Origin of the sequence: Schlesneria paludicola DSM 18645 (assembly GCF_000255655.1) — a bacterium.
GTDB lineage: Bacteria > Planctomycetota > Planctomycetia > Planctomycetales > Planctomycetaceae > Schlesneria > Schlesneria paludicola.
This window is the reverse complement of sequence record NZ_JH636435.1, coordinates 2,020,526-2,043,971: the sequence shown is the minus strand read 5'-3', so window position 1 is coordinate 2,043,971 and position 23,446 is coordinate 2,020,526. Positions and strand designations below refer to the sequence as shown.

At 56.6% G+C, this 23,446-nt stretch carries 18 protein-coding genes; 6 read left to right on the top strand and 12 right to left on the bottom strand.

Going from position 1 to position 23,446, the window contains the following annotated elements; genetic code table 11:
* Nucleotides 1-3 precede the first annotated feature (3 nt).
* Together OSO_RS0126290 and OSO_RS0126285 are read right to left on the bottom strand one after the other, a co-directional pair.
* Nucleotides 4-450, bottom strand: a complete 447-nt coding sequence (locus tag OSO_RS0126290; protein ID WP_010586010.1) for a type II secretion system protein — start codon at nucleotides 448-450, stop codon at nucleotides 4-6.
* A 218-nt stretch (nucleotides 451-668) separates the two neighbouring features.
* On the bottom strand, nucleotides 669-1,901 hold the full coding sequence (locus OSO_RS0126285) for a BamB-related PQQ repeat family beta-propellar protein (RefSeq protein WP_010586009.1): 1,233 nt from the start codon (nucleotides 1,899-1,901) through the stop codon (nucleotides 669-671).
* Nucleotides 1,902-2,259: 358 nt separating this feature from the next.
* Between OSO_RS0126285 and accD the strand changes: the two genes are divergently transcribed.
* The 3 genes from accD (at nucleotide 2,260) to OSO_RS48580 (ending at nucleotide 5,418) form a co-directional block, all read left to right on the top strand.
* On the top strand, nucleotides 2,260-3,129 hold the full coding sequence (gene accD, locus OSO_RS0126280; protein ID WP_157605705.1) for an acetyl-CoA carboxylase, carboxyltransferase subunit beta: 870 nt from the start codon (nucleotides 2,260-2,262) through the stop codon (nucleotides 3,127-3,129).
* Between the two features lie 32 nt (nucleotides 3,130-3,161).
* Nucleotides 3,162-4,079 (top strand): serine/threonine protein kinase, encoded by a 918-nt coding sequence (locus tag OSO_RS0126275; RefSeq protein ID WP_237729337.1) that lies wholly within the window; start codon nucleotides 3,162-3,164, stop codon nucleotides 4,077-4,079.
* A gap of 820 nt (nucleotides 4,080-4,899) precedes the next feature.
* Nucleotides 4,900-5,418: a DUF2721 domain-containing protein gene (locus tag OSO_RS48580; RefSeq protein ID WP_010586006.1), complete on the top strand. Its 519-nt coding sequence runs from the start codon at nucleotides 4,900-4,902 to the stop codon at nucleotides 5,416-5,418.
* A gap of 168 nt (nucleotides 5,419-5,586) precedes the next feature.
* Here the strand turns inward: OSO_RS48580 and OSO_RS0126255 are convergent, their stop codons facing one another.
* The gene (locus OSO_RS0126255) at nucleotides 5,587-6,303 is read right to left on the bottom strand and encodes a M48 family metallopeptidase (protein ID WP_029247500.1); all 717 of its coding nucleotides are present in this window, start codon (nucleotides 6,301-6,303) and stop codon (nucleotides 5,587-5,589) included.
* A 414-nt stretch (nucleotides 6,304-6,717) separates the two neighbouring features.
* On the opposite strand from OSO_RS0126255, the gene OSO_RS0126245 reads away from it, so the two are divergent.
* Nucleotides 6,718-7,380 carry a hypothetical protein gene (locus OSO_RS0126245; RefSeq protein ID WP_029247498.1) on the top strand — a complete coding sequence of 221 codons (663 nt, stop codon included), beginning with the start codon at nucleotides 6,718-6,720 and terminating at the stop codon, nucleotides 7,378-7,380.
* Nucleotides 7,381-7,622: 242 nt separating this feature from the next.
* Nucleotides 7,623-8,465, top strand: coding sequence for a sugar phosphate isomerase/epimerase family protein (locus OSO_RS0126240; RefSeq protein WP_029247497.1), 843 nt, complete (start codon nucleotides 7,623-7,625; stop codon nucleotides 8,463-8,465).
* A 75-nt stretch (nucleotides 8,466-8,540) separates the two neighbouring features.
* Here OSO_RS0126240 and OSO_RS0126235 read toward each other — a convergent pair whose 3' ends face one another.
* From OSO_RS0126235 to OSO_RS45185, 8 genes are all read right to left on the bottom strand, one after another.
* Nucleotides 8,541-9,866 (bottom strand): ABC transporter ATP-binding protein, encoded by a 1,326-nt coding sequence (locus tag OSO_RS0126235; protein WP_010586002.1) that lies wholly within the window; start codon nucleotides 9,864-9,866, stop codon nucleotides 8,541-8,543.
* 319 nt (nucleotides 9,867-10,185) lie between these two features.
* Entirely contained in the window at nucleotides 10,186-11,301 is a 1,116-nt protein-coding gene (locus OSO_RS0126225; RefSeq protein ID WP_010586001.1) for a Gfo/Idh/MocA family protein, read from the bottom strand.
* 122 nt (nucleotides 11,302-11,423) lie between these two features.
* Nucleotides 11,424-12,782, bottom strand: a complete 1,359-nt coding sequence (locus OSO_RS45190) for a dihydrolipoamide acetyltransferase family protein (protein ID WP_010586000.1) — start codon at nucleotides 12,780-12,782, stop codon at nucleotides 11,424-11,426.
* Between the two features lie 81 nt (nucleotides 12,783-12,863).
* Nucleotides 12,864-14,861: an alpha-ketoacid dehydrogenase subunit alpha/beta gene (locus tag OSO_RS0126215; RefSeq protein WP_040593243.1), complete on the bottom strand. Its 1,998-nt coding sequence runs from the start codon at nucleotides 14,859-14,861 to the stop codon at nucleotides 12,864-12,866.
* Between the two features lie 133 nt (nucleotides 14,862-14,994).
* On the bottom strand, nucleotides 14,995-15,798 hold the full coding sequence (locus tag OSO_RS0126210) for an SDR family NAD(P)-dependent oxidoreductase (protein WP_010585998.1): 804 nt from the start codon (nucleotides 15,796-15,798) through the stop codon (nucleotides 14,995-14,997).
* 100 nt (nucleotides 15,799-15,898) lie between these two features.
* Complete coding sequence (locus OSO_RS0126205; protein WP_010585997.1) at nucleotides 15,899-17,500, bottom strand: Nramp family divalent metal transporter; 1,602 nt, start codon at nucleotides 17,498-17,500, stop codon at nucleotides 15,899-15,901.
* A gap of 38 nt (nucleotides 17,501-17,538) precedes the next feature.
* On the bottom strand, nucleotides 17,539-18,600 hold the full coding sequence (locus OSO_RS0126200; RefSeq protein ID WP_157605458.1) for an Ldh family oxidoreductase: 1,062 nt from the start codon (nucleotides 18,598-18,600) through the stop codon (nucleotides 17,539-17,541).
* A 138-nt stretch (nucleotides 18,601-18,738) separates the two neighbouring features.
* Entirely contained in the window at nucleotides 18,739-19,716 is a 978-nt protein-coding gene (locus OSO_RS45185; protein ID WP_010585995.1) for a C-terminal binding protein, read from the bottom strand.
* Between the two features lie 171 nt (nucleotides 19,717-19,887).
* Between OSO_RS45185 and OSO_RS0126180 the strand changes: the two genes are divergently transcribed.
* Nucleotides 19,888-21,300, top strand: a complete 1,413-nt coding sequence (locus tag OSO_RS0126180) for a hypothetical protein (RefSeq protein WP_040592638.1) — start codon at nucleotides 19,888-19,890, stop codon at nucleotides 21,298-21,300.
* Between the two features lie 20 nt (nucleotides 21,301-21,320).
* Here the strand turns inward: OSO_RS0126180 and OSO_RS0126175 are convergent, their stop codons facing one another.
* Nucleotides 21,321-23,036, bottom strand: coding sequence for a hybrid sensor histidine kinase/response regulator (locus OSO_RS0126175; RefSeq protein ID WP_029247493.1), 1,716 nt, complete (start codon nucleotides 23,034-23,036; stop codon nucleotides 21,321-21,323).
* Between the last annotated feature and the right edge of the window lie 410 nt (nucleotides 23,037-23,446).

Here is a 23,446-nt window from a genome sequence, read left to right as displayed (position 1 = left end):
AACTTATTTGGTGCTCCAGTTATTGATGTCGTCCCCACCGCCGTCTTCGTTTTGTTTATTCTTGCCTGACGACCAGATCGCGGGTTTGTCGCTGTTCGAGGACTTACTGTTGGGATATTCGTAGTACAAGGGCTGATTCCAGCCGTCTTTGGGCACGACATCCATGTACGGTGCCCGATTCTTTCCGTCCGAGTCCTGACCGGGGTTCATCATCGAATTGATGTCGCGAGGCCACTCGCCTTCGTGGTCGACCGCATAGTTTTGCGCGATTCGCTCAAAACTGGTGATATTGACCTTAGTCTGTCGATTCAGCGCTTCCTGTTGTCGTGACATCAGATTTGGCACCACCATCGCTGCGATGACGCCCAGGATTGCGAGCACCAACAAGACTTCCGTCAAGGTGAAGCCGCGACGTTGCCGCGATGGAGATTGGGGAGCAATGCGCTTCATGATGACTTTCATCCCGATCGAAGAACCAAATGATATGTCAGTCCGTTATGGCGGATTTTACTCGTAAATGACGAGCGAGGGAACGGCGGAACTCAAGGGAACCGCACGCTACTGTCGAGTTTGCGATAGTCCTACTCGACGTACAATACAGACATCCTGTCGTTCAGTTTGAATTCAGGTTTTTTGATATGATGGCGGCCCCGCCCCGCCAATTTCGATCAAGGCGAACCGATGCAGAATAGATGCTTTTCGCCGCGAATCAGAATCTGGCCATTGTGAATTGCGGGTGAGGAATAGCTGGCTTCACCCAGGGGATTCTTCGCGACCACTTCGAATTCGTCGGAGGCTTTCGTGACGTGCATGTTTCCGTCGTCATCCAGGAAATAGACATGCTCAGTAGTGGCAACGAGCGAGGAACTGTGATGGCGCCCGAGTCGCTCCTGCCATTTGATATCACCCGTTTTCGCGTCGAAGCAACTGCCGATTCCACCATCGGAAATACAGAAGAAGTAACGACCCGCCGCAACGGGTGACGGGACGTACGAGACTCCCTTATTCAAGTGGTGCCATTTGACATGACTGGCATTGTCGATCTTGCCCGAACCGCGAGGATCGATCGCCAGGATGTGTTTATCGGGAAACCCGCCTGTGATAAATACCAGTCCCTGATTGACGACCGGTGACGCGACAAACTGCTCGGTGGGGCCGTCAAGAATCCAATGCCGTTGACCGGTCCGTGGATCGTAACTCGCCACGCATTTGCTTCCCGATAGGATCAACTGTGTACGGCCATCGATCTCGCGAATGATCGGCGTGCAGTAACTGCGCGTTTTGTTTTCGCGCGAAGTCTTCCACAGAGTCTCTCCTGACGCGCGGTCGAGCGAAACAAGATACGCTTCCCCATCGTGGTCGCCATTGAGGATCACCGATCCTTCAAACACGACAGGGCAACTGCAGAAGCCGTGGACGCTGGCGAAGACTCCAGGTTTGACGAACCACCGTCGCTCGCCCGAGAAATCGTACGCTGCGACGACCATCTCACGCTGGTCAAGAAACGTTACATAGACATACTGACCGTCCGTCGCAGGGGTTCCCGACGCCCAACTGTTCAACTTGTGTTTGTGTTCCAACGGTGATTCACTGACGACCTCTTCCCAGAGAAGTTCTCCCGTTGTTCGATGGAAGGCCATCAGCATTCGACGCAATTGATTTTCATCGGCGCCCGTCACGAACACGTGATCGTCCCAGACAATGGGTGACGAATGTCCCGTGTAGGGAATTTCTGTCTTCCATGTCAGGTTCTGATTGGTTTCGACGTTCCATTCGGTCGGAACGTTGGTGTCGAGACTGCTGCCATCGCCGCGTGGACCTCGCCAGCCTGGCCAATTCTCGGCGAAGGCCAGTGGTACGCACGTGGTGGCAAAAAAAGCGACGATGAACCAGCGAATCATGATAAAACCTGTCCGATTTCGTGGAGCGGAGGAATTTCCTTATAGCGAACATGCATAGTGACCAGCTACGGTTGGCAGTTGAGTGAACGGTTGGTGCCGGGGATTTTAAAGCCTCTTACGACCTGGATGCGCAATTTGCGAAAGCGGAATTGGCCAATTAAATCGAGACTCTGTAGAATCGAAGGGGCCTCGCGACGAAGGGAACGCATCCTGTCCCGCATCCGATGCCTGCGTCTCAAATCACAAGCCGCATTTTTCCCTGACAGATTTTTTCCTGACAAGTCGCGAAACGGAAATAATGACTTCGTCCTCAGACACAATCACGCATGAAACCCTGGCGAAGATGGAACAAAAGCGGATGAATTCGGATATTCCTCCTCAGCAGCGAGACGTTCATAAGACCGAACTGAACGGTGAAGCGCCGCGAAAAAAACGCGGCGTTCCCGAAGGTCTGTGGATCCAGTGTCCTTCGTGTAAGAACACCGTTTATCGGAAGCAGGTCGAGCAAAATCTGTATCTGTGTCCTGACTGTCGGCACCACTTTCTGGTTCCGGGTCGAGTGCGGATTCAGCAACTCTTGGACGAAGACAGTTTTGAAGAATGGTTTGGCAACCTGACTTCAAAGGATCCGCTCGGTTTTGCGGACTCCAAGCCGTACAAAGAACGTCTGGTCCTCGAACAGCAGAAGACGGGAATGCGCGATGCGTGCATTGCCGGGCGCGGATACATGCGCGGTCGCCCACTTGTGTTCGCGTTGACCGATTCGTCGTTCATTATGGGAAGTATGGGATCGGTCGTCGGCGAGATGCTGACCCGGTCCGTCGAAGAAGCAACACGCCTGAAACTGCCGCTGGTGATTCTGAGCGGATCAGGCGGTGGCGCGCGAATGCACGAAGGAATTCTGTCGCTGATGCAAATGGGTAAGGTCAGCGCGGCGCTGGGGCGATTCCAAGCGGCGGGCGGATTGTATATCTCGGTGCTGACGAACCCGACCATGGGGGGCGTGGCGGCCAGCTTTGCATCGTTGGGCGATATCACATTGGCCGAGCCCAAAGCGCTCGTCGGCTTCGCGGGGCCGCGTGTCGTGCGTGCGACATGCAAGATTGACTTGCCGGCGGGTTTTCAGACCAGTGAGTTTCTGCTGGAGCATGGATTCATTGATCGAATTGTGCCAAGACCCGAATTGAGAACGGAAATCTCGCGTTTGATTGACTATTGCGGAATGTAATCACTGTTGAACGTCGAACGATTTCCCTCGTGGTGGCGAAGCGAGTTCGTTTCGTATTCAATCCCATGTTGAACTTCCTCAAAAAGTTGCTTAGTCCCCGGCGCCGCGTTGCCAAAGTCGATATCGGTGCGCGGTTTCAATTGGTGTGCCGAGTGGGACAAGGCAGCATGTCGAAGGTCTGGCGTGCCGTTGATCAGCGCACGGGCAAGACGGTGGCGGTCAAAGTTCTTGATCGCGAAAAGACGAAGCGATTGGAATCTCGCTTCTTGAAGATGAAAGAACCGAAGCCGATCGAGGGCGATATCGCAGTCACTCTGAAGCATCCCCATATCGTGCAGACCTTCGAGCACGGGGTGACGAAAGACAACGAGCAGTTCCTGGTGATGGAGTTCATCGAAGGAATGTCGCTGAGTTATCTGGTCGATGTACAGAACGAAGTGATGAAGAAGAATCGCCTGCGCTTTATCGTGGAGCTGGGAGAGGCGATCGAATACTTCCACCGACAGAACTGGATTCATCGCGATATCTGTCCGCGGAATATCGTGATCAGTCAGGATCTGTCACTGAAGTTGATCGATTTCGGTCTGGTGGTACCGAACACGCCTGAGTATCAGGCTCCGGGGAATCGAACGGGGACCGCCGTCTACATGGCGCCGGAGTTGATCAAGCGTCAACGTACAGATCAGAGAATTGATATTTTTGCCTATGCTGTGACCTGTTTTGAAATGTACACACGTGAGCTTCCCTGGCCCGGTGGTGAGACATTGGAAGCCGTTGTCCAGCACATCAATATTCCTCCCAAAGAATTGCAGAAGCTTGTTCCCGACATCGATCCCGTCGTTGCGAACACAATCATGCGCGGTTTAGCGCGTGATCCGCGCGACCGTTGGCCGACGATGGGACAGATGCTCGTTCCCCTGCGTGAAGCCCTCGCCCGATCGCGCGGTTAGAAGCGGCGTGACGTTGGTTGAATGTCATTTCCAATTGTCAAGTTACTCAACCTGCGTAGCGCGAATCTGGGGGAAATAAAACTTCCGGGGTCGTTTGACAACGAGTATCTCCCTGATATTCTGCACACGACGTAGACGGGAAAGTCGGAGAATACTCTCTAGACTGACAACTTTTTCACCTGCGACATCAACCGTTGAGAGTCTCAGGCGAGGAATGAATTGAGGAAGCCGATGGTCGGTCTTTCTCGTGTTGGTCTCCCGTGATTTGTGAAGGAGTGAGATATGAGTCGCGCATTTTGTATGTTGGCCGCTGCTGCGGTCCTGTTCTCGGTCGCATCCTCGGCTGAAGCTCGTTGCTGCAAGCAACCACGCGTTCGCTGCCATCGCACCCGTTGCTGTGCCGCTCCGGCACCATCATGCGGTTGCGCCGCTCCAGCTCCAGTTTGCAACACCTGCAACACTGGATGCAACACCTGCGGTACGACGGCTGTCGCAACCGGTTGCACCAGCGGCTGCAGCGCTGCTCCAGCAGTAGCAGCTCCAGCGACGATTTCGTCGCCAACGCCAGCTCCAACCAACGCTCCGGCTCCTCCGCCAGCCGAAGCTCCGAAGCCAGCCAGCAACTGATTTCGGTTTCACGAAGCGATCGTGAATTCAAAGGGTTCGTACTGATCCAGTGCGGACCCTTTTTTCTTTTTCCAGGTTACGAAGTACACTGCGTTCGCCATGATCGTCAGTCCGCGAGGCACTGCTGGTCGGCCCTGCATGCTTCATGCAGCGTTCTGTGTTTCATCTTGTCTTGCAGGTATCGAACCGCACGATGGAATCGAATCCGTTCGCAGTCCTTTCGCTGATCGTGGCTCCTGCCATTCTCACGAACGCATCGTCGTTGCTGATCATGAGCACCAGCAATCGTCTGGCGCGCAGCGTCGATCGTGCACGAGAGATTTCGAAGCAGCTTGAAGAGACGAAAGACTTTTCTGGAACGGAGCCACAGCGGCGCTTGCGTGAACTCGCAGCGGCCGAGCAACGGGCATTGCTCTTGTTGCGGTCACTTCGCAGCTTCTATGTGGCCCTAGGTGCGTTTGCGTCCGCCGCGTTCATTTCGCTGCTCGGTGCGGTTCTGGCACCTGTGGATGGGGTGAGGCTTGTGATCGTTCTGGAAGTTGCCGGGGTCGCCACGGGGCTTGTCGCCGTGAGCGCGATTATTTACGGATCAATCCTGCTTATGCATGAAACGCGTATCGCCGTTCGTGTCGTCAGCCAGCGGGTCGCGAATGTTCGCGAGCGTGTTGATAGTTTGCTAAGTGGCGCCCGGATTGGCGATCACCATCTGTAGTGAAGGTCACATGGCAGACGGCGTTCATCGCGACCAAAAGGCAGATGATGCTTCACTCGTGCGATGAAAACAGGCTCTTCGTGATTTATTGAAATGGCAGGGACTGGCTCCACCTGGATTCTGGCGCCGTGAAGGTTCAGGTACCTGTCCCCATGTTTCAACAGGCTGTTAGCCCGCCCAGACTGGCATCTGAAACCAGGCTTCTTTCAAGCGACGTCGCGCCATCCGATAGTCGGGGTAGAACTGACCGACTAGATTCCAGTATCGCTGCGAATGATTCATCTCGCGCATGTGGCACAGTTCGTGGATCAGCACGTAACGCACCAGGTCGGGATCAACGAAAAGCAGTTTCTGGTTAAGACTGATTGTTCCACTGGATGAGCAACTTCCCCAACGGCTTTTCTGACAGCGAATCGCCGTCTGAACGAACGCGATTCCCGTTTCGACGCTCAGGCTGCGAATCCACGGTACCAGTGCGGTAAATGCCTGTCGTCGCAGCCATCGCTGCAGGACCGAGTGGCAGGCCGGGATGCTGTCGATTGGCCCGGAAATCTGTAGCCGACCGTCTCCATGATCGACCAGAGAAACCTGCTGACCGGCCTGCGGTAGATAGTCGACAAACCAGGTGCGGCCGATCGAAGGCAGCGTGATCTGTGTTGGCAAGACTTCGGCGGGAGTCGCCGTGCGACGCTCTCGTGCCTGTTCGACCTTGGCCATTGCCGAATGAACCCAGTCCAGTTTCTCGTTCAGAAACGAGGGGATCAGTTTGCGATTGAAGCCCCGCGGTACCACGACTTCCAGTCCGCGATCAACACTGACGCGAAGGCTCATATACTTCGCGCGAGCACTCTCACGAACACGATAGTCAAAATGTGGACCTGCCATACAAACGCTTTCGGACGAGTTGTGTTTACCAAGGCGAAGGACCGCGAGATTCCTGAGTTTCAGGCGACCCGATCGCTCGGCAAATTGCGGTGGCATGTTCTAGAGAAAAGTTGGATTTGAAGGAAGAGGCATTGGCCAACTCCGACGAGGATGTTGAAGGGATTTGATGCGTTGAAACGATCTGAGCGATTGCTATTGCGACTCAGGTCGCCGACAAGCGGTGATTCAACGTTCGTAACTCAGCTGGCTGACAAGTGGGGGCGATCTAACAGCCAGCTGAAGTTACGGGGACTGGCTCCGGCCAAAGTAAAAAAGGCCATGACATCGTAAACGCCAAGGTGCCTGTCCCCCTTACTTCAACGGGCTGCTAAACTGATGTCGTCCGGTATGCTGCCGTCATTCTGCAGAGAAACGATGAACTACTTCGCGCATGCGCTGAATCATTTTGACCGCCCGTACTACATGGCCGGAACGGCGATTCCCGACTGGCTGTCCGTGGCGGATCGAAAAGTCCGCTTGCGACCACGGCTCCTGGAACCGTGGCTGACGGCCGAGTCGACGGTTCAGGCGGATGTCGCGGCGGGGGCTTTGCAGCATCTGAACGACGACGACTGGTTCCACGCGACTCGCGGATTCGTGGAAGTGACAGGCGAGCTGACTCACTGGTTTCGCGAACACTTGGGACGCGACGAACAATATCATTGCGGCTTCCTGGGCCACGTGGGGATGGAATTACTGCTCGATGGCGTTCTGGCGGAAAAATATCCGACTCAATTCGAAGAATACTGGCGGATTCTCGACGGAGTGGATCCCATCACGATTCAGACGGCCGTCAACTGCATGGCGAAGTCGCCGACGATTCGCCTGGCCTGGTTCATCGACATCTACCGCCGCGAACAATTTTTGCGATCTTATGAGAATGACCAGGCGTTGCTACGGCGTTTGAATCAGGTTTTGCAACGCGTCAAATTATCTCCCATTCCCGATCATGCCGTTGCGGTCGTGTCGAGTGGACGAATGCTTGTCCGGCAGCGGCTGCGAGACCTTTTGCCTGCCGAGCATTACCGAATGCTGTGACGTCGAATGCCGCGATCGAATGCGGTATCCCGAGTCACGATCGCCTGGTTCCAGCAATGGAACTCGTTTTGCTTCAACTGATCGATCAGCTGCCCTCGTCAAGCGAGGCATTGCGTCGTCGCTTGAATCGAGTCCTTGAGCGAGTCAAACTGTCGCCGGTTGTCTGTGCCGTCAGTGAGTGCGGCTTGTCAACGACGTGTCGGTCGAATCCTGATTTTGATGTTCTTGAGGAAAGTTTTGCTATGAAGTACGGACTCAATATGTTGCTTTGGACGTCCGACGTGACCGAAGCGCATTATGGCATTCTCGAGAACATCAAGAAGTGGGGATACGATGGCGTTGAGCTTCCTGTGTTCGATCTCGATCCCGCGAAGTTCGCGAAACTGGGGAAGAAACTCGATGAACTTGGATTGGCTCGCACGGCTGTCACGGTCTGTGCCGACGCCGAGAATCCAATTTCGCCCGATCCCGCGATTCGCGCGGCCGCGTTGACTCGTTTGAAAAAAGTGATCGACTCGGTTGCCGCCGCGGGAGGGACCCTGCTCTGTGGTCCGATTCATTCGGCACTGGGAACGTTCTCGGGAACGGGGGCGACCGGGGATGAATGGAAGTGGGCTCTAGAAACACTGCATCAGGTGGCTGACCATGCCCAGCAAAACAAGGTGATGCTGGCCTGTGAATACCTCAATCGATTCGAATGCTACTTCCTGACCAGTGCCGCCGACGACGCACGATTTTGTCGCGAGGCGAACCATCCCTATCTGAAGATGATGTACGACACCTTCCATGCCAATATCGAGGAAAAAGATCTAACAGCAGCGATGCGCGGCTGTTGGGATCAGGTGACCCACGTGCATATTTCCGAGAATGATCGCTCGACACCGGGCGAAGGCCATGTTGACTGGAAGACCACATTCCAAACCTTGAAAGAGCTCAAGTATGACGGGTGGCTGACTGTCGAAGCGTTCGGCCTGGCCTTACCCGAACTGGCCGCCGCGACGAAAATCTGGCGTCGCATGTTCCCCACGGAAGAATATCTGGCTCAGAATGCGCTGGCCTTCATGAAGAAGAACATGGAAGGCTGAAACGCGCAAAGCGACAGGTCATGTCTCTGTTGAAACTGCTGCTGCATCACGTGAAACGAGGGCAAACTTCGGCAATCAGGTCGACAGGTCTTGAATGGTGTTCCACGGAAGTCGTGGACGAATCACGGGGCCCGACCAGTTGCCGAAGAAGTCCTCGTGGATCGCGCCGGTATCGTGGACGTCGAATCTCACTACGTCGTCTTCTTCGATGATTGTTCGCCCTGGAACCTGGCCCACGATGATAGAGACTTGGTACTGGCCGTGGTTCAGAAAGTTTCCGGGGATCGTACAGGTGGCATGATAAAGTCCAATCGGCTGCGACCGGCCATACCATTCGTCTTCCGTCGAACTGACGGATCGGGCGTTTGAGGACCTGAGGACGAACGTGCCGTTCGCGTCCTTGAGAGACATCGCCGCGTAAAGTTGCTGATCGGGTATCAGGTTCCAGTAGCTGATCTGGACTTCGATCTCTTTCGAGATATCCACATCGGCCGCCGACCCATCGATTCCCTCTTGGAGAATTCGAACGGCGTGTAGCCGGATTTTCTCGTTACCGGGAGCCTGTTCCTGGGTTTGCCAGACGGCCTCACCGGCCGTCGTTCGCATGCTTGCCATATACTGACGGACGACATCGATCACGTCACCGTTGGCGGTCACGCGTCCTCCTTCGAGGAGAATTGCGCGATCGCAAAGGGCTGTCACGGCGGCGAGACTGTGCGATACGATCAGAATTGTCTTCCCCTGGCGGCTGGCCGCGCCCATCTTTCCCATGCATTTCTGCTGGAATGCCGCGTCGCCCACGGCGAGCACTTCGTCAATGATCAGAATTTCCGGCTCCAAATGAGCCGCCACAGAGAACGCCAATCGCACATACATCCCGCTGGAATAATATTTCACAGGGGTGTCGAGGAATTTTTCGACTTCCGCGAACGCCACGATTTCGTCGAACTTGCGACGGATTTCACCGCGCGACATTCCCATGACGGCACCGTTCAGAAAGATGTTCTCACGACCCGTCAGGTCCTGATGAAATCCCGTTCCGACTTCGAGCAGACTGCGGACACGACCGCGAATTTCGATCCGACCGTGCGTTGGATAGGTGATCCGGGATAGCAACTTGAGCAGTGTGCTTTTCCCCGCGCCGTTTCGTCCGACAAACCCGACGACTTCTCCCTGCCGAACTTCGAACGACACATCTTGCAGTGCCCAAAACGTCGACGGATCAGATGATTTCGTGGCTGGCGTGCCCGAGGGCAAATTGGAATGAACTAGTTTGCCAGGCAGCCTTGCCGCGGCTTTCGCCACGTTTTCAATGAATTCGGTGAAGCGGTGAGAGGACAGATGATGTCCCAATCGAAATGATTTGGACAAGCCTTCCACACGAATCGCAAGATCACTCATGAATCATTCCTGCGATCGAACGATCGCATCAAAATACCAGAATCGGATGGGTGAGCCATGTGGCAACCTGATGACATCATGGGGACGTGCACCTGTAGCGTATCGAAGTGCACGAGGATTTCGACGCCTGGGGAACCGACTCCCATGACTTCAATTGAAGGATAGCTTCGACGAGGCCGTGTCGGTTGGCAAGTCTACTCGGATCTGCCGTCCCAATCGGGCGACTGCTCGCAAAGTTCGCCGAACGGTCAACATGAAGCGGCGCGTGAGAGAATGGGATGTTCTGTTCGTCGCGGACGCATTGAAGATTGACTTGGCGTCACGTCGGCGCCGTTTGCAGGATTTCCTGCAGCTCAACCGCTCGATGCTCGCGTGCCGATTGATAGCAGGCTTCGACGAGAGCCATCGTTTTCAAATTGTCTTCACCGCTGATTTCCGGTTCCGTTGAGTCTTCAATTGCGCACAGCAATTGAGCCATGGGACCCACAAACGCATCGGGAAACCACACTTCATTCCAGCGCGGCGTGTTCCACTCGGCGGCGGCGGTTGTGGAGTAGTCGAGCGTGCTGGGGGTGCGTTGCGGGTAACTTGGCCACCCGATTGTGCCTCGCGCGAGACCGCGTGTTCCTTCGATGCGCCAGTTGATGCCGATATCCGATGCCGAACCCTCTTTCGCGGGGCCACTCCACACATCATCGCAACTCATCGCCCGCAGTCCGTTGGCGTACTCGAGAATATACAGGCAGATACCATCGTCATGCGGAAACGAGGTACGTGGATCCGGTCGCACGCTGGCGAAGACGCGAACCGGGTCTCCAAACCAGAAGCGAAACGTGTCGAGGTGGTGAATGCTCATGATTCGAAGCGTGACCCACCCCTGTCGCGACTGCCAGGGCATCCAATGAGGAATCGCACGCATGTCGATCGTGGCCAGCACCGGTTCGCCAAGGGCGTCTTGCGCCATCAGCGATCGAGCCGCGCGGACCGACTGGTCGTAACGCATGTTCTGATTGACGGCGAGCGTGATACCGGCATTACGGCATAGCCGTGCGATCTCGCAGGCTTGGCGGAAGTCGACACCTAGTGGCTTTTGAGCCAGCACGCCGCGAATGTGGTCTGCATGCCGCACGACTTCACGAATGACTTCAATTTGATGATCGGGCGGAACTGCAATATCGACGACCTGAACTTCCGGTCGGCGTAGCAGTTCACGATAGTCGGTCTCTACCGCGGGAATTTGATGCCGCCGGGCAACCTCTTCCGCCTGTTCGCGACGACGCGCAGCGATCGCGACCGGGTTGAAGCCCGCCTGCCGGTAGGCGACCAAGTGGCAATCGGCCATGATAAAACCGGCACCAATGCAACCGATTCCGATCGACTTGTCACGTGGTAATCGTGGTAGGTAGTCGAGTTGATATGTGGCTTGAGGTGGCATACTTGGCTCCAAATCATGGTCACGTATTGGACCGACAGGTGATTCGCCTGAGTTTTCCCTCGGATGGAAATCTGTTCTACGAAAATGCAGTCAGGCGTTCACGGCAGGCAGAACTTCCTCTGTCAGATGTCCCCGCGCAGTAGCCATGCGGAGGGATTTTCGATCGCCTGACTGACGGTTTGCAAGAAGCGCGCCGCAGGGGCGCCGTCGACGATGCGGTGATCAAACGTCAAGCTGAGCGACATCTGATCACGGGCGACGATCTGGTCATCGATCACAACGGGTTCGCGTCGGATGCGTCCGAGACCCAGTACGGCGGTTTCCGGCAGATTGATAATCGGCGTAAAGGCGTCGATTCCGAACGAACCGAGATTCGTGATCGTAAAGACGCCACCCTGCATGTCGGCCGCCGAGATCTTGCCCGTACGTGCTTTCTCGATCAGCGACAATGTCTGTTTGGCGAGATCAAACAGGCCGAGCGTTGCCGCACGGGAAACCACCGGAACGACCAGGCCGTCTTCGGTATCGACCGCCATGCCGATGTAAATGTCATCCGCGGACGCAGGAACGATCCATTGCCCCCCTTCGTCGCGTGTGGCCAGCGTGGGATGTTTTCTCAGGGCGAGTGCGACAAGTTTGATGATGAGATCGGTGTACGACGGAATCGGCGAACCCTCTCCCGCTTGTTTGAACTGCAGCCTAAGTCCGACGAGATTTGTGGCATCAATCCGCGTTGTCAGCGTGACCGGCGCGGTCCTCTCGCGGCTGGCGATCATCCGATTGGCGATGGTTCGTCGTCGCGACGAGATCGTCGTCGGCGTCGATGTCGACGCGGGACGTGGCTGTGACTGGGACGTGCGGACGTCCCGCTCTCGGACACGACCGTCTCGCCCTGTACCCTTCACGCCCTTCCAGTCGATGCCAAGTTCTTTCGCGACACGGCGTGCGCGTGGACTGGCGATGGACGACAACACATGGTTCGCAGCGACTGTAGACGGACGCGAGCCGGTCGTTCGCACGTCGTTGGCGGTGATGCGACCTGCGGGGCCACTGCCTTCCAAGGACGCCAGTTTCACACCCATCTCGCGTGCGAGTCTCCGCACTGAGGGAGCCGCGGCGGGTTCTTCGAGAGTGCTGGTGTCGGCCGCGGGCGATGGATTCGCGGGGGCGCTTGTCTTGGGTATTGAACTCGTCACCGAAGCGGATGCACCTGTGACGACTGCGGGGGCGGCTTCCCCTTCGGCAACGAGATGACCGATGACGGCCCCCACGGCGACAATCGTTCCCGGTTGCGGCGCATTCGAAGGAATGACGAGCAATCCACTATCGACGGCTTCGATATCTTGAGCCGCCTTTTCGCCTTCCAGTTCGAACAAGGCATCACCCGCATTGACGAGCTCGCCATGCTTTTTCAGCCAACGGACGAACGTGCCTTCTTCCATCGACCAACCGAGTCGGGGAACTGTGATTTCAAATGGCATGAAACGGCCTCGGCAGCATTTTCAAATGGGAAGATCGAGACATCGTAGGAGATGGCATTCGCTTGTTTTAAACGAGCTCGGTTATTCGTTGACCAGGTCGCGGATTGCCTGTGCAATCTGTTCCGGTTGTGGAACGACCGCTTTTTCCAGCGGGGGACTATAGGGCGTCGGGGTGAACGCACCGTTGATCCGCTTGATGGGGGCGTCGAGATCGTTGAATCCCCGATCGGCAACTTGTGCGGCGACGTCGACTGCGAAGCCACATGGGGCGAAACCTTCGTCGACGACGAGCAGTCGTCCGGTTTTTTTGACGGATTGCAGGATGGTGTCGATATCGAGAGGAAGGACCGTGCGGGGATCGACCAGCTCCACCGAGATTCCGTCCTTCTGCAATTGATCACACAGTGAAAGCGTCAGAGGGACCATTCGCGCCAACGCCACGACGGTCACATCGCTTCCTTCGCGAACGATATTGGCTTTCCCAAACTCGATCTCATATTCCGTTTCGGGAACGGGCCCCTTCAGCGACAGAATCTCGCGATGCTCGAGGAACAAGACAGGATCGTTGCTGTTGAGCGCGTACTTGAACAGGCCTTTGGCATCGTAAGGCGACGAGGGAACAACAACCTTCAAGCCGGGGATCTGGGCGTACATGGCGTAGTAGTTGCCGGAATGGTGCGTCGCGGCCGAATGCCCGATCCCGATGCATCCGCGAAGCAGGACAGGCATCTTCAGGCGCCCGCTGCTCATGTACTGCATCTTGGCGATCTGATTCACAATTTCGCCGACCGAATCGAGAACGAAGTCGGCGAACATAAAGTCGATCACCGGTCGCGTACCGGTCATCCCGGCTCCGCAGGCGAGACCAACGAAGCCGCGTTCGCAGATCGGCGTGTCGCAGAGACGCGTGGGGCCATAAATATCATAAAGGCCGGCGGTGGTTTTGAAGTTACCACCTCGTTTGCCGATCCCTTCGCCCATCACGAAAATATTCGGGTTCTTGGCCATCTCTTCCGACAACGCTTCGTGAGTCGCCTGCGTCATTGTGATTTCTCGCGGTGACGTGTTGGGACGCACGTTCTGGATCGGCGATTTGGACGCGTGAGGCAACTCTGAGTACGCATGTTGCATCGCCGTTGCGCCCTCTGGATAGGGGCTTGATTCTGCGAACTTGCGGGCTTCGTCGACGGTGCGTTTGACGTCCTGATCGACCGCGTCCAGATCCGTCGCGGTCAAGTGCTTTTCGGCGATGCTTTTCGTACGGAAGCGTTGAATGGGACAACGTTGCTTCCACTCTTCAACTTCTTCACGCGTACGATATCCAAAATCCCCCATCCCTTCGGCGTGGGCACGCGTCCGGTAGGTGACGCATTCGATCAGCGTCGGGCCGCCGCCGGAACGGGCTCGTTGAACGGCTTCACCGGCGACACGATCGATCTCGAGTGCATCATTGCCATCGACGGTCAGTCCGGGCATGCCATAGGCGACGCCACGGCTGCCGACGCTGGGATTGCCCGCGGAATAGGCGAAGGGGACTTCAGTCGCGAATTGATTGTTCTCACAAATGAACAGAACCGGCAGCTTCCAGATGCTGGCCATGTTCAGGCCTTCATGGAACGCACCGTTGTTAACGGCGCCATCGCCGAAGAAGGCGACGGCCACATTGTCCGTCTTCATCAACTTGAAACTATAGCCACCCCCGCAGGCCTGCAGGACACAAGGGCCAACGATGCCGCTGGTGCCCATCATGCCAATTTCGGGTGAAAAGATATGCATGCTGCCGCCGCGACCACGCGAGCAACCGGTCTGACGTCCGAAGAGTTCGGCCATCAATTCTGCTGGAGGAAGGCCCTTCGCCAGCGCATGACCATGGCCACGATGTGTGCTGAAGACGACGTCGTCTTTTCTCAAATGGGCACAGACGGAGCTCGCAATTGCTTCTTCGCCGACATAGGTGTGACAGGCACCATGAATCAAGCCCCGCTGGTGACAGCGAGCCAGTTCTTCTTCCGTTTGACGAATCGTCTGCATCGCGCGGTAGATGTTCAGCAGGTGAGACGTGGTCGAGGCGTTGCTCATGGGGCTTCCGAAATCGGGTATGAGTGCGTTTGTTGTCTGCGGTGATCGAGAACGATTCGGAACGATGTTCGAATCATGGTGTGCGGGGAATGGGCTGCATTGCCGCGCGGGTGTCAACGGCATGGCTCGAGATTTACTGGGGCTCGACGTAGCGACGCGTGCCGCCGCCGTTCATGGCAAGATTGCCTCCATCCATCGGGATCAGTGCTCCCGTAATCCAGCTCGACGCATCCGAGGCCAGCAGCACGGCCAACCCTTGAATATCGTTGGGTTGACCCATCCGACCGGCGGGGATGCCCTTCAGGAATTGATCTTTCAAGGCGGGGTCGGCGGCGATCCGTTTTTCGAGACTGGGATTCAAGACTTGTGCGGGCAGGATGGCGTTGACGCGAACGCCGTGCGCGGCCCACTCCGTACTGAGTTCCCGAGTCATTTGTGCGACCGCGCCCATCGCCATGCTATAGGCAATATGGTTGCGTCCCAGGGCTGTGATGCTGGCGAGCGATCCGATGTTCACAATGCTTCCGCGCCCGGCCTTGATCATGCGGCGTCCGGCTTCCTGACACATGCAGAAGCGTCCGAATACCAGATTTCTCCACGTTTGTTCGACATCGGCCAGAGGAATCTCTTCGGGCCGACCGAGGATCCCTTCTCCAGCGACGTTTGCCAGAAAATCGATCCGACCAAAGTCACGATCGAGCTTGGCGAACATCGCGCGAATGGCATCGGGCTGTGCGATGTCGCACAGCACAGGTTCCGCACGGCGGCCGAAGGATCTCACGGCCGCTGCGACATCCTGCAAGCCGGCGTCATTGAGATCTGCGAGCATGAGGTCCGCCCCATGTTCCGCAAGAGCTAGAGACATCGCGCGTCCCATTCCGCTTGCGGCACCCGAGACGAGCGCGACGCGGCCAGTAAGATCGAAGAGTGCCGTCACTGGAAATTCCTTATCGAGAGCTTGGCCTGATATTCCAACAGGTATCGATGGCGTGATTCACGTTTTGCCGTTGATGCAGGCGTCCTATTCAGGGCCGCATTCAAGAGCGGAAAAGCAATTGCTGGAAGGCCGGCCATTGCCGGGTGACAAAGACTAACGTTGAAAGTCCGAGATAAAACAGACCACAGGCGACCATACCCGCCTGATGGTACCAGCGAGGTCGTAGTTCTTGCGGAAGCAGCGTCAGGTTGACCCAAAGCAACTGAAATGCGGTGACTCCAATCGCCAGGTTGTTCAGGTTCGCGACGATATCCGTCATCAGTTTGGGGGTTCCGTAAGTACTGAACAGGTACGCGGCGACCATTGTCCAGAGCACGTAGGAAAATAACAGCGTGTAGTAAATGTATTTGACCTGATCATCGCGTAGCTTCTCTCGTGCATGAGGGCTGGCGGACCAGATGACATCGGTCCAGCGCCGACTGAAATCTTCGACGATCGACATCTGGCTCGGCAACAGAACCATCAAGCCGACGAACAGGGTAACCAGCCACAAGATCGCACCGGTGGCCGGGCTGAAATTCACGGCATGGCGAATCCCGTCCGCCGTAATCATCGCCCGCGACCAATCGAGTTTGTCCGTCTGGTTGTAGAGCTCCGAATAATGCGCGAACTCGAGTGACAGCAGTGCGGGAAGCGCCATTCCCATGAAGCAACCCGGCGCCCAGACGATCAGTTGATCGGTCAGGATGTACTTCCACCAATTTTTCCAGCGCCGCAGATTGTCCGGAGTAATCAGAAAGACCTTACCAAGATGGCTTAGCGTGATATCGCGGCCACCGACGGCACTGGCGATGGCGCCGACCTGCTGACCCATGCCCCAGCCTTTGTCGCGGACATAGTTACTGTATGTGGAATTGGCGAGCCCTCCTCCGCCTGCGTAGCCGGCGAATGCGCCCAGGACGGCAATGTTGCCGAGTTCAATCAGCGGCCATGATCCCTCGCGCCATAGATGGAGAAAGACATTGCTGAGACCGTCCTTGTCTCCGTTCTTGATCGGAACATTGCCGAACTGCACAAAGCCGCTGAAGACGTTCCACCAATGGGTCGGACTGACGAACAGAGCCCCAATCGTGAGACAAAAGCCCAGCACGATCGCCACTTTCACCGTCATGATCGTTTGCAGCATGTTGTAGACTTTGCCTCCGATCAGCACAGGCAACGCCACGAGTAACAGGCAAATGTAGGCCAGCATTGTGACCAGCCATTTGTCTTCGACCCCAGGTGGGCGGTCGAGGTAGATCGCCGCCATGACAGCGGCCCCGTTGGTGGAAAGCGCCGGGATCAAGGCCGACAGATTCAGGATCATGACGACGGCAATCCAGGCCATGGGGCCGGGACGTTTTCGCATGAAACCGGTCATGACCGGTTCGCCACAGTAAAGGGCGTAGCGGGCGCATTCCAAGTTGTAAAAGACTTGCAACACGATGGCGACGGTGGCGATCCACATCAAGCCGCCGCCGTAGCGAGCGGTGACTTCAGGGCCCAGCAGCCATTCGCCGCCGCCAATTTGGATTCCCATCATGACGATGCCGGGGCCAATAAAGCTGGCCCAGTTCCTTAACCCCAGTGGTTTGGGTTCTGGTAGCTCGGCCACGGACCATGTCGGCAAACACGTTTCAGGCAGTTCAGTCGTTTTCGTCATCGGTGGTGAGTCGCTTAAAATTCGGCCGCAGGGAACGGTCAGGAATTCAGCCAATCCGCCTGAAGGCCCAGGTCGGTTGCCAGCCCGGCGAGTTTTCCGACAACGTCGGAAGGAAGATCAATTCCTTCAGCGAGTGCTTTGCGACGCAGATTCCACTCGCGTTCACCCGGAAGCAGAACGCGTTCGACACCATCGGCCGTCGGCGCTTCATGAATTTCGTTCGCCAGGTGGGTGACACGCGCCTCGAATTCGGCGGGCGGCATGATCGAAGCGATGTCGATGGCAATGAACGCGGCACCATGATTGGTGGGTTTGGTCGCATCACCCCAGATCCAGCTTCCCACTTGCCAGGTCACCGACGCACCGGTGAGCAATCCACTGAGCGATTCAATCAGCAATGCGATTCCATAACCCTTATGGTTCGCCATCGGTGCGAGTGCCGCTGATGCGGGATAAAGGCTGCTGTCTGTGCTGGGACACCCCTCGGAATCGATGATCCAGTTGTCAGGAATCGGTTCGCCTCGCTGATAGGCGGCATACACCTTTCCCCCGGCGACGGTACTGATCGCAATGTCGAGCAGAATCGGATCACCCGATCCGACGGGAACTGCGTACGCGATCGGATTGCTGCCGGTGACACATCGGCGTGAGCCCGCGGCGGCGACGCTGGGAATATCGTTGGCCATCGAGATGCCGATCAAACCGGCTTTGGCCGCGAGCCACGCATAATAGCCTGCGGCTCCGAAGTGACACGAGTTTCTGACACCCACGTAGGCGATACCCGATTTCTTGGCACGTTCGATCGCGTCCAGCATCGCAAACGTCGACGTCACATGTCCCAGACATGACTCACCATCCACGATCGACCACGCCGGGCCGCTAGCGACAACATGAGGCTCGGCGTCAACTCGCAGTCCGCCCGCGCGCACGCGTTTGATGTAGTCACGAAGCAGTTTCGTTCCATGTGTAAAGACACCCCAGGTATCCGTCGTCACGAGCACGTCTGCCACGATCTTGGCGTGTGAGGCAGACACCCCGGCTTGTTCCAGGGCTTGAAGGCAGAACGCTTCCAGCTTTTCAGCAGACACTCGAGTCGACACGTGCAGTTCTCCGGTAGGGGCGTCCATCAGTTCGTCGCGGTGAACGCGGGAACGATCACGCCCATCATCTCAATCATCTGACAATCTGACAATCCGATCGGCAACAACCCGGCTTCGCCGTGAATCGATTTCAACTGATTAACCAGGCGTCGCGACAAGCGACACACCGTTCACCGTGTTGGGAAGTCGCTCGCCGCGTAGAGCCATCGCCGCGATGTTGGCGGCGGTTTCGCGCAGTGTTCGAACGGCTTTCGCGCTGACGGATGCGACATGCGATGCCACGATGACGTTTTCCATCTGTCGCAAGGGGCTGTCGGCGGGAATCGGTTCGGGATCGCAGACGTCGATCGCGGCGGACGACAAGTGTCCCGATTGCAGTGCCTCGATCAGTGCGGCCGTTTCCACGAGATCGCCACGTGCAAGGTTAATCACGATCGATCCGGGTTTCATGCGACTGATCGACGACACATTGAGCAGCCGTCGTGTTTGAGCCGTCGAGGGACAATGCAGCGTGAGAATATCCGATTGTTCGATGATCTGATTCAGCTCGCACGGCTCACCGCCCGAGGCGCGAATCAAATCGTGCCGCACGACCGGATCGTGAACCAGCCGATGGCATTTGAATGGGGCGAGCCGATTGAAGACCTCGCGACCGATTCTGCCAAATCCCACCACACCTACGGTCAAATCACGCAGGGTACGCATCTGGTCGAGCGGGACAGGTAGCCCCCACTGCCCTTTGCGGACAAAAAGCGTGTTGGGGACAACTTGTCGTGTCAGGCCAAGAATGAAAGCCAACGTGTGATCGGCCACTTCGTCGATGCAATAGTCCGGCACGTTGCAAACGGGAATCCCGCGTTCGCGTGCCGCGACCAGATCAATGTTATCGACGCCAATTCCATACCGGACAATCACGCGTGCTTTTTTCATCGCCGCAATGACGTCTGCTTTGATCGGAGCGAACTGTACGATGACCGCATCGGCATCCTGGACAATGGGAATCAGCGTCTCGCGTGTTTTACATTGCCCACTGACAATCTCGTGACCGAGCGGGCGTAGAATCGCCTCTTCGATCTCAAGTGACGGAAACGAAAAATCCGTGACGGCGACCTGCATGGCAGCGCCTTTCCTGGGGAGAGAAAATTGTCGTCGCGAAGGAGTGAATGACGACACGGTATCCCAGTTGTGCGAAGGAATCAAACGCGATGGATATGATCCGCCGTGACGGACAACGCGTGGGTGATAGAATGATGGGGAGTGGAATTCTTGTTGAAACGAGTCAAATCGATGTCGATTGCGATTCTCTCTCGTGTGGCTGACCGCGTCACAGGGACGCCCGCCCCTTCGTTTCCGACGGGCCGCACCCGTGCGGGAATCTGGCGAAATGGATCTTTCCGATCTCTTTCCACAGCGGCAAGCGTTTGGCTTTTAACGCTTTTGCTTCCGCTGCCTTTGATGGCGGACGATGCACCGCTGTCACGTTCGGTTGTCGAGGAATTGATTCGCGCGCTCGACGCGCGAACCTTGTCGGAACGGTCGAAGGCCGAGCGTGAACTGCTGGATCGCGGTCCCGAGGTGTTGCGCTGGTTGCCGGCGCCGGATCTGGTGGAAAGTGTGTCGGCACGCGAAGCGATTCGTCGTATCCGTCCGCGACTCGAACGAGAGGCCGCCAAAGAGACGTCGGCGGCGGCAGTTGTCACTCTTCGCGGCGAACGAACGCTGGACGAGATCATTGGTGAGATTCAGCGACAGACCCACAATCGCGTGCGATTGTCTTCAGCTTTGGACGATGCCAGCGCATCGCGAATACCGACAGAGTGGGATCGGGCCACATTCTGGGCGTGTCTTGATGAACTTTGCAGCCGGGCGAAGCTCCGTTGGCAAATGACGACCGACGAACCTGGGATCGAGATTGTGGCGAGGGATGTTTCGAGCCCGCCACAACGGGCCGTTCAGCATGCCGGGCCGTTTCGCATTGCCGTCGAGAGACTGGAAATTCGGCCGCTCGTGGGGGATGAGCAGCAGAAAATTGTACGGCTCGTCGGGCACCTCTCGGTCGAACCCCGCTTGCGTCCCCTGTTTGTCTCGCTGGTGGCACGTGATCTGTTGGCGGATGCCAATCAGGAACAACCGCTTTCGCCGTGGAATCCTGAGGCGAAATATGAATACCCCGTCGGCGACGGTGGTCGCGACATCCCGATTCAGTGGGATTTTCGCCTGCCCGCCACTGTGCAACTGAAGACGATCTCTGTTCGGGGGACCTTCCATTGTCAGATTGCCGCCGCCACCGAGCGAATTGTGTTTGATCAGAAGGCGCAAAGCCGCGGAACCATGCGTCGCCGCGGTGGAGTCACGGTTCGGATTCGACAGATCCAGTTTGAAGCCGGTGAACAGGGACGCTTGAACGGGGATGTGGGACTGACGGTCAGCTATGACGTGGGCGGACCGGCATTCGAATCGCATCGATCGTGGATTTTTCACAACGCGGCGTATCTGGAAACAGCCGACCATGCGCGGACCAATTTCACGGACTTCAATATGGATCAGCAGGCCGATGGCGCCGTGGCGATCGACTATCATTGGTCGGGGCTCAATGACCCAGTGACTCAGTATTGGCTGGTTTACGAAGCTCCGACTCTGATTTTGGATGTCCCGATTCAGGTCGACTTGCGCGAAATCCCGGTTGCCAACGGCGGCTGAGGCCGCTTCGTTGCGGTCATCTATCCGCGGGGCATTTCTTCACCGGGCGGCGTCAGGGCCTTGTCCAGTTCCGAGATCAACAGGTCCAGGCGGAACGGCTTGTAAAGGGCCAGCTTGAAGCCCATCTGACGCGCCTTCACCATCCGATGCGCACCGTCGTAGCCGTACCCCTTCATCAGGATCACGGGAACATAGGCGTGAATCGCACGAATCTTTTCCAGGGCTTCGATCAGGTGGATGTCGGTCATTTCCGCGTCGTACAGAACGACGTCATAGTGAAAGCTGCGGATCATCAGCAGCGCTTCTTCGCCGTTGTGCGCCGTTTCGACTTCGCAGCCAAATCGCGCCAGCAACTCGTGACCGGCGGCACGGACCGACTCGTCCCCGTCCGCGATCAGCACGCGTTTTCCACGCAGTTTCGGTTTGGAAACGAGCAGCGTTGAGGTCGGGATTGCGACTTGAGGAGCAACCTTCTCGCCAATTCCGTGAATCAACTGCCGAATCGTGCGCGTCTGCTTCAGCATTCGCTGCAGTCGTTCGGTCGCCTGCGGATCGAATCCGACGAACTTGTTCTGCAGCCAGGCAATATCATTCAGGATTTCATCGACCGGACGAGCCGCTTCGCGCAGAAGCACCGTTGAGCTTTCCGACGCGACGGTCGCTCGTTCGAACACAAGAAGTTCGAGGGTATTCAAGGCGACGGCCAGATCACGACAGAACAGTTCCAGAAACTGCTGGTCCTGTTCCGAGAAGGCATTGGCGTGCGTACTCTCGACATTGAACGTTCCGAGCACTCGTTCGTGTCGTTTGATGGGAACCGTCAACGAGCTACTGGCACCCGCGACCCCCATCAGATACAGCGGATCATTCGACGTGTCGCGGCACAAGTAACTGTTGCCGGTGGCCGCGACATACCCTGTTACTCCATTTCCCGTCGGGGCCGCAAAGAGCTCGCGTTCCGCCGCTTCGGGCATCATGCCGACATTCAGCAGCGGTTCCAGACGATTGGTTCGCTCGTTCAGCAAGCGGACTTCAATGGTTCCGAACTTCAGCACGTCTTTGGTGTAAAGAATGATCTTTTCACGAAGCAAGATTTTTCGAGCGTCGACGGTCATCGTCAACAGGTCTTCAGGGGCAATATCCCCCAGATCTTGTCCCGCTTCATGGATCGCGGTCAGCTTCTCACCCTGCTGGTGTTCGGCAGTGACATCGCGCACGGTCACGACGACCATCGACGGGAACTCGTTTCCCGCGACGAAGGCTGGAGCCGCCACCACGTCGAAATAGGTTGACTCGCCCGTGCGGTACTTGGTTCTCGCGGTCATTCCCGACCCGAGTGCCGTGTTGAAGGGCGCGAAATCGGGGCCGACAATCTGGGGCAAGGCAAACGCATCGTCAAATGTCAGGCCCTCGGGAGAAGGAAGACCAAACGTGGCGCGACCTGTCAATTCGACAAAACGGTCATTGCACCATTTGATCTTGAGGTCGGTGTCGAGAACCGCGACCCCTTCTGGAAGATGCTTGACGACGCTTTCGAAGGCCAGCAGTGTCGGCAGGCGTCGCAAGGGTTCGCCCAAGACCAATGCGGCATTGAACGCGTCCTGGTTTTGCTTGGTGAACCAGTTTGAGTCGTCCGTCAAGGCGACGATGGAATCGGGCGTCTGCGCAGATGCCCAAAGCAAGCGACCGGCCTCTTCATCTGCCCCGAGCAATAAAATCCGAGGAGCCGTAGACACGACTTGAAGCTCTCCCTGACGACGCATCAATTACGGCCACGGATTATATGGGCGAAGTGCGGTATGAGCAACACGTTTCGCGGTAATGACGACAGACTTCGTGGTGACAATCATTGCCATCAGATTGTTCATGATGCGTGTTTAAATTTGCGGCGTGGGTATTCTAATGGAACGACGATCGTAACGGCTTAAGCGTGAATTCTGGAGTCTGCAGACGACCAATGTCAAACAAATCTCATCGTCCGGGCGGCGTCGAAAGACTCCGAAAATCTCTGGTGACACACGGCAGATTTTTCAAGAAAACGAAATACTGACGTACGAGTCTGCGTCGATGAACTGACTGGGCTTGAGAATATCGGGTTGGTTCGGGGACAGATTCCGCAGCAGCGGCCCCATTGTCATGGTAAACT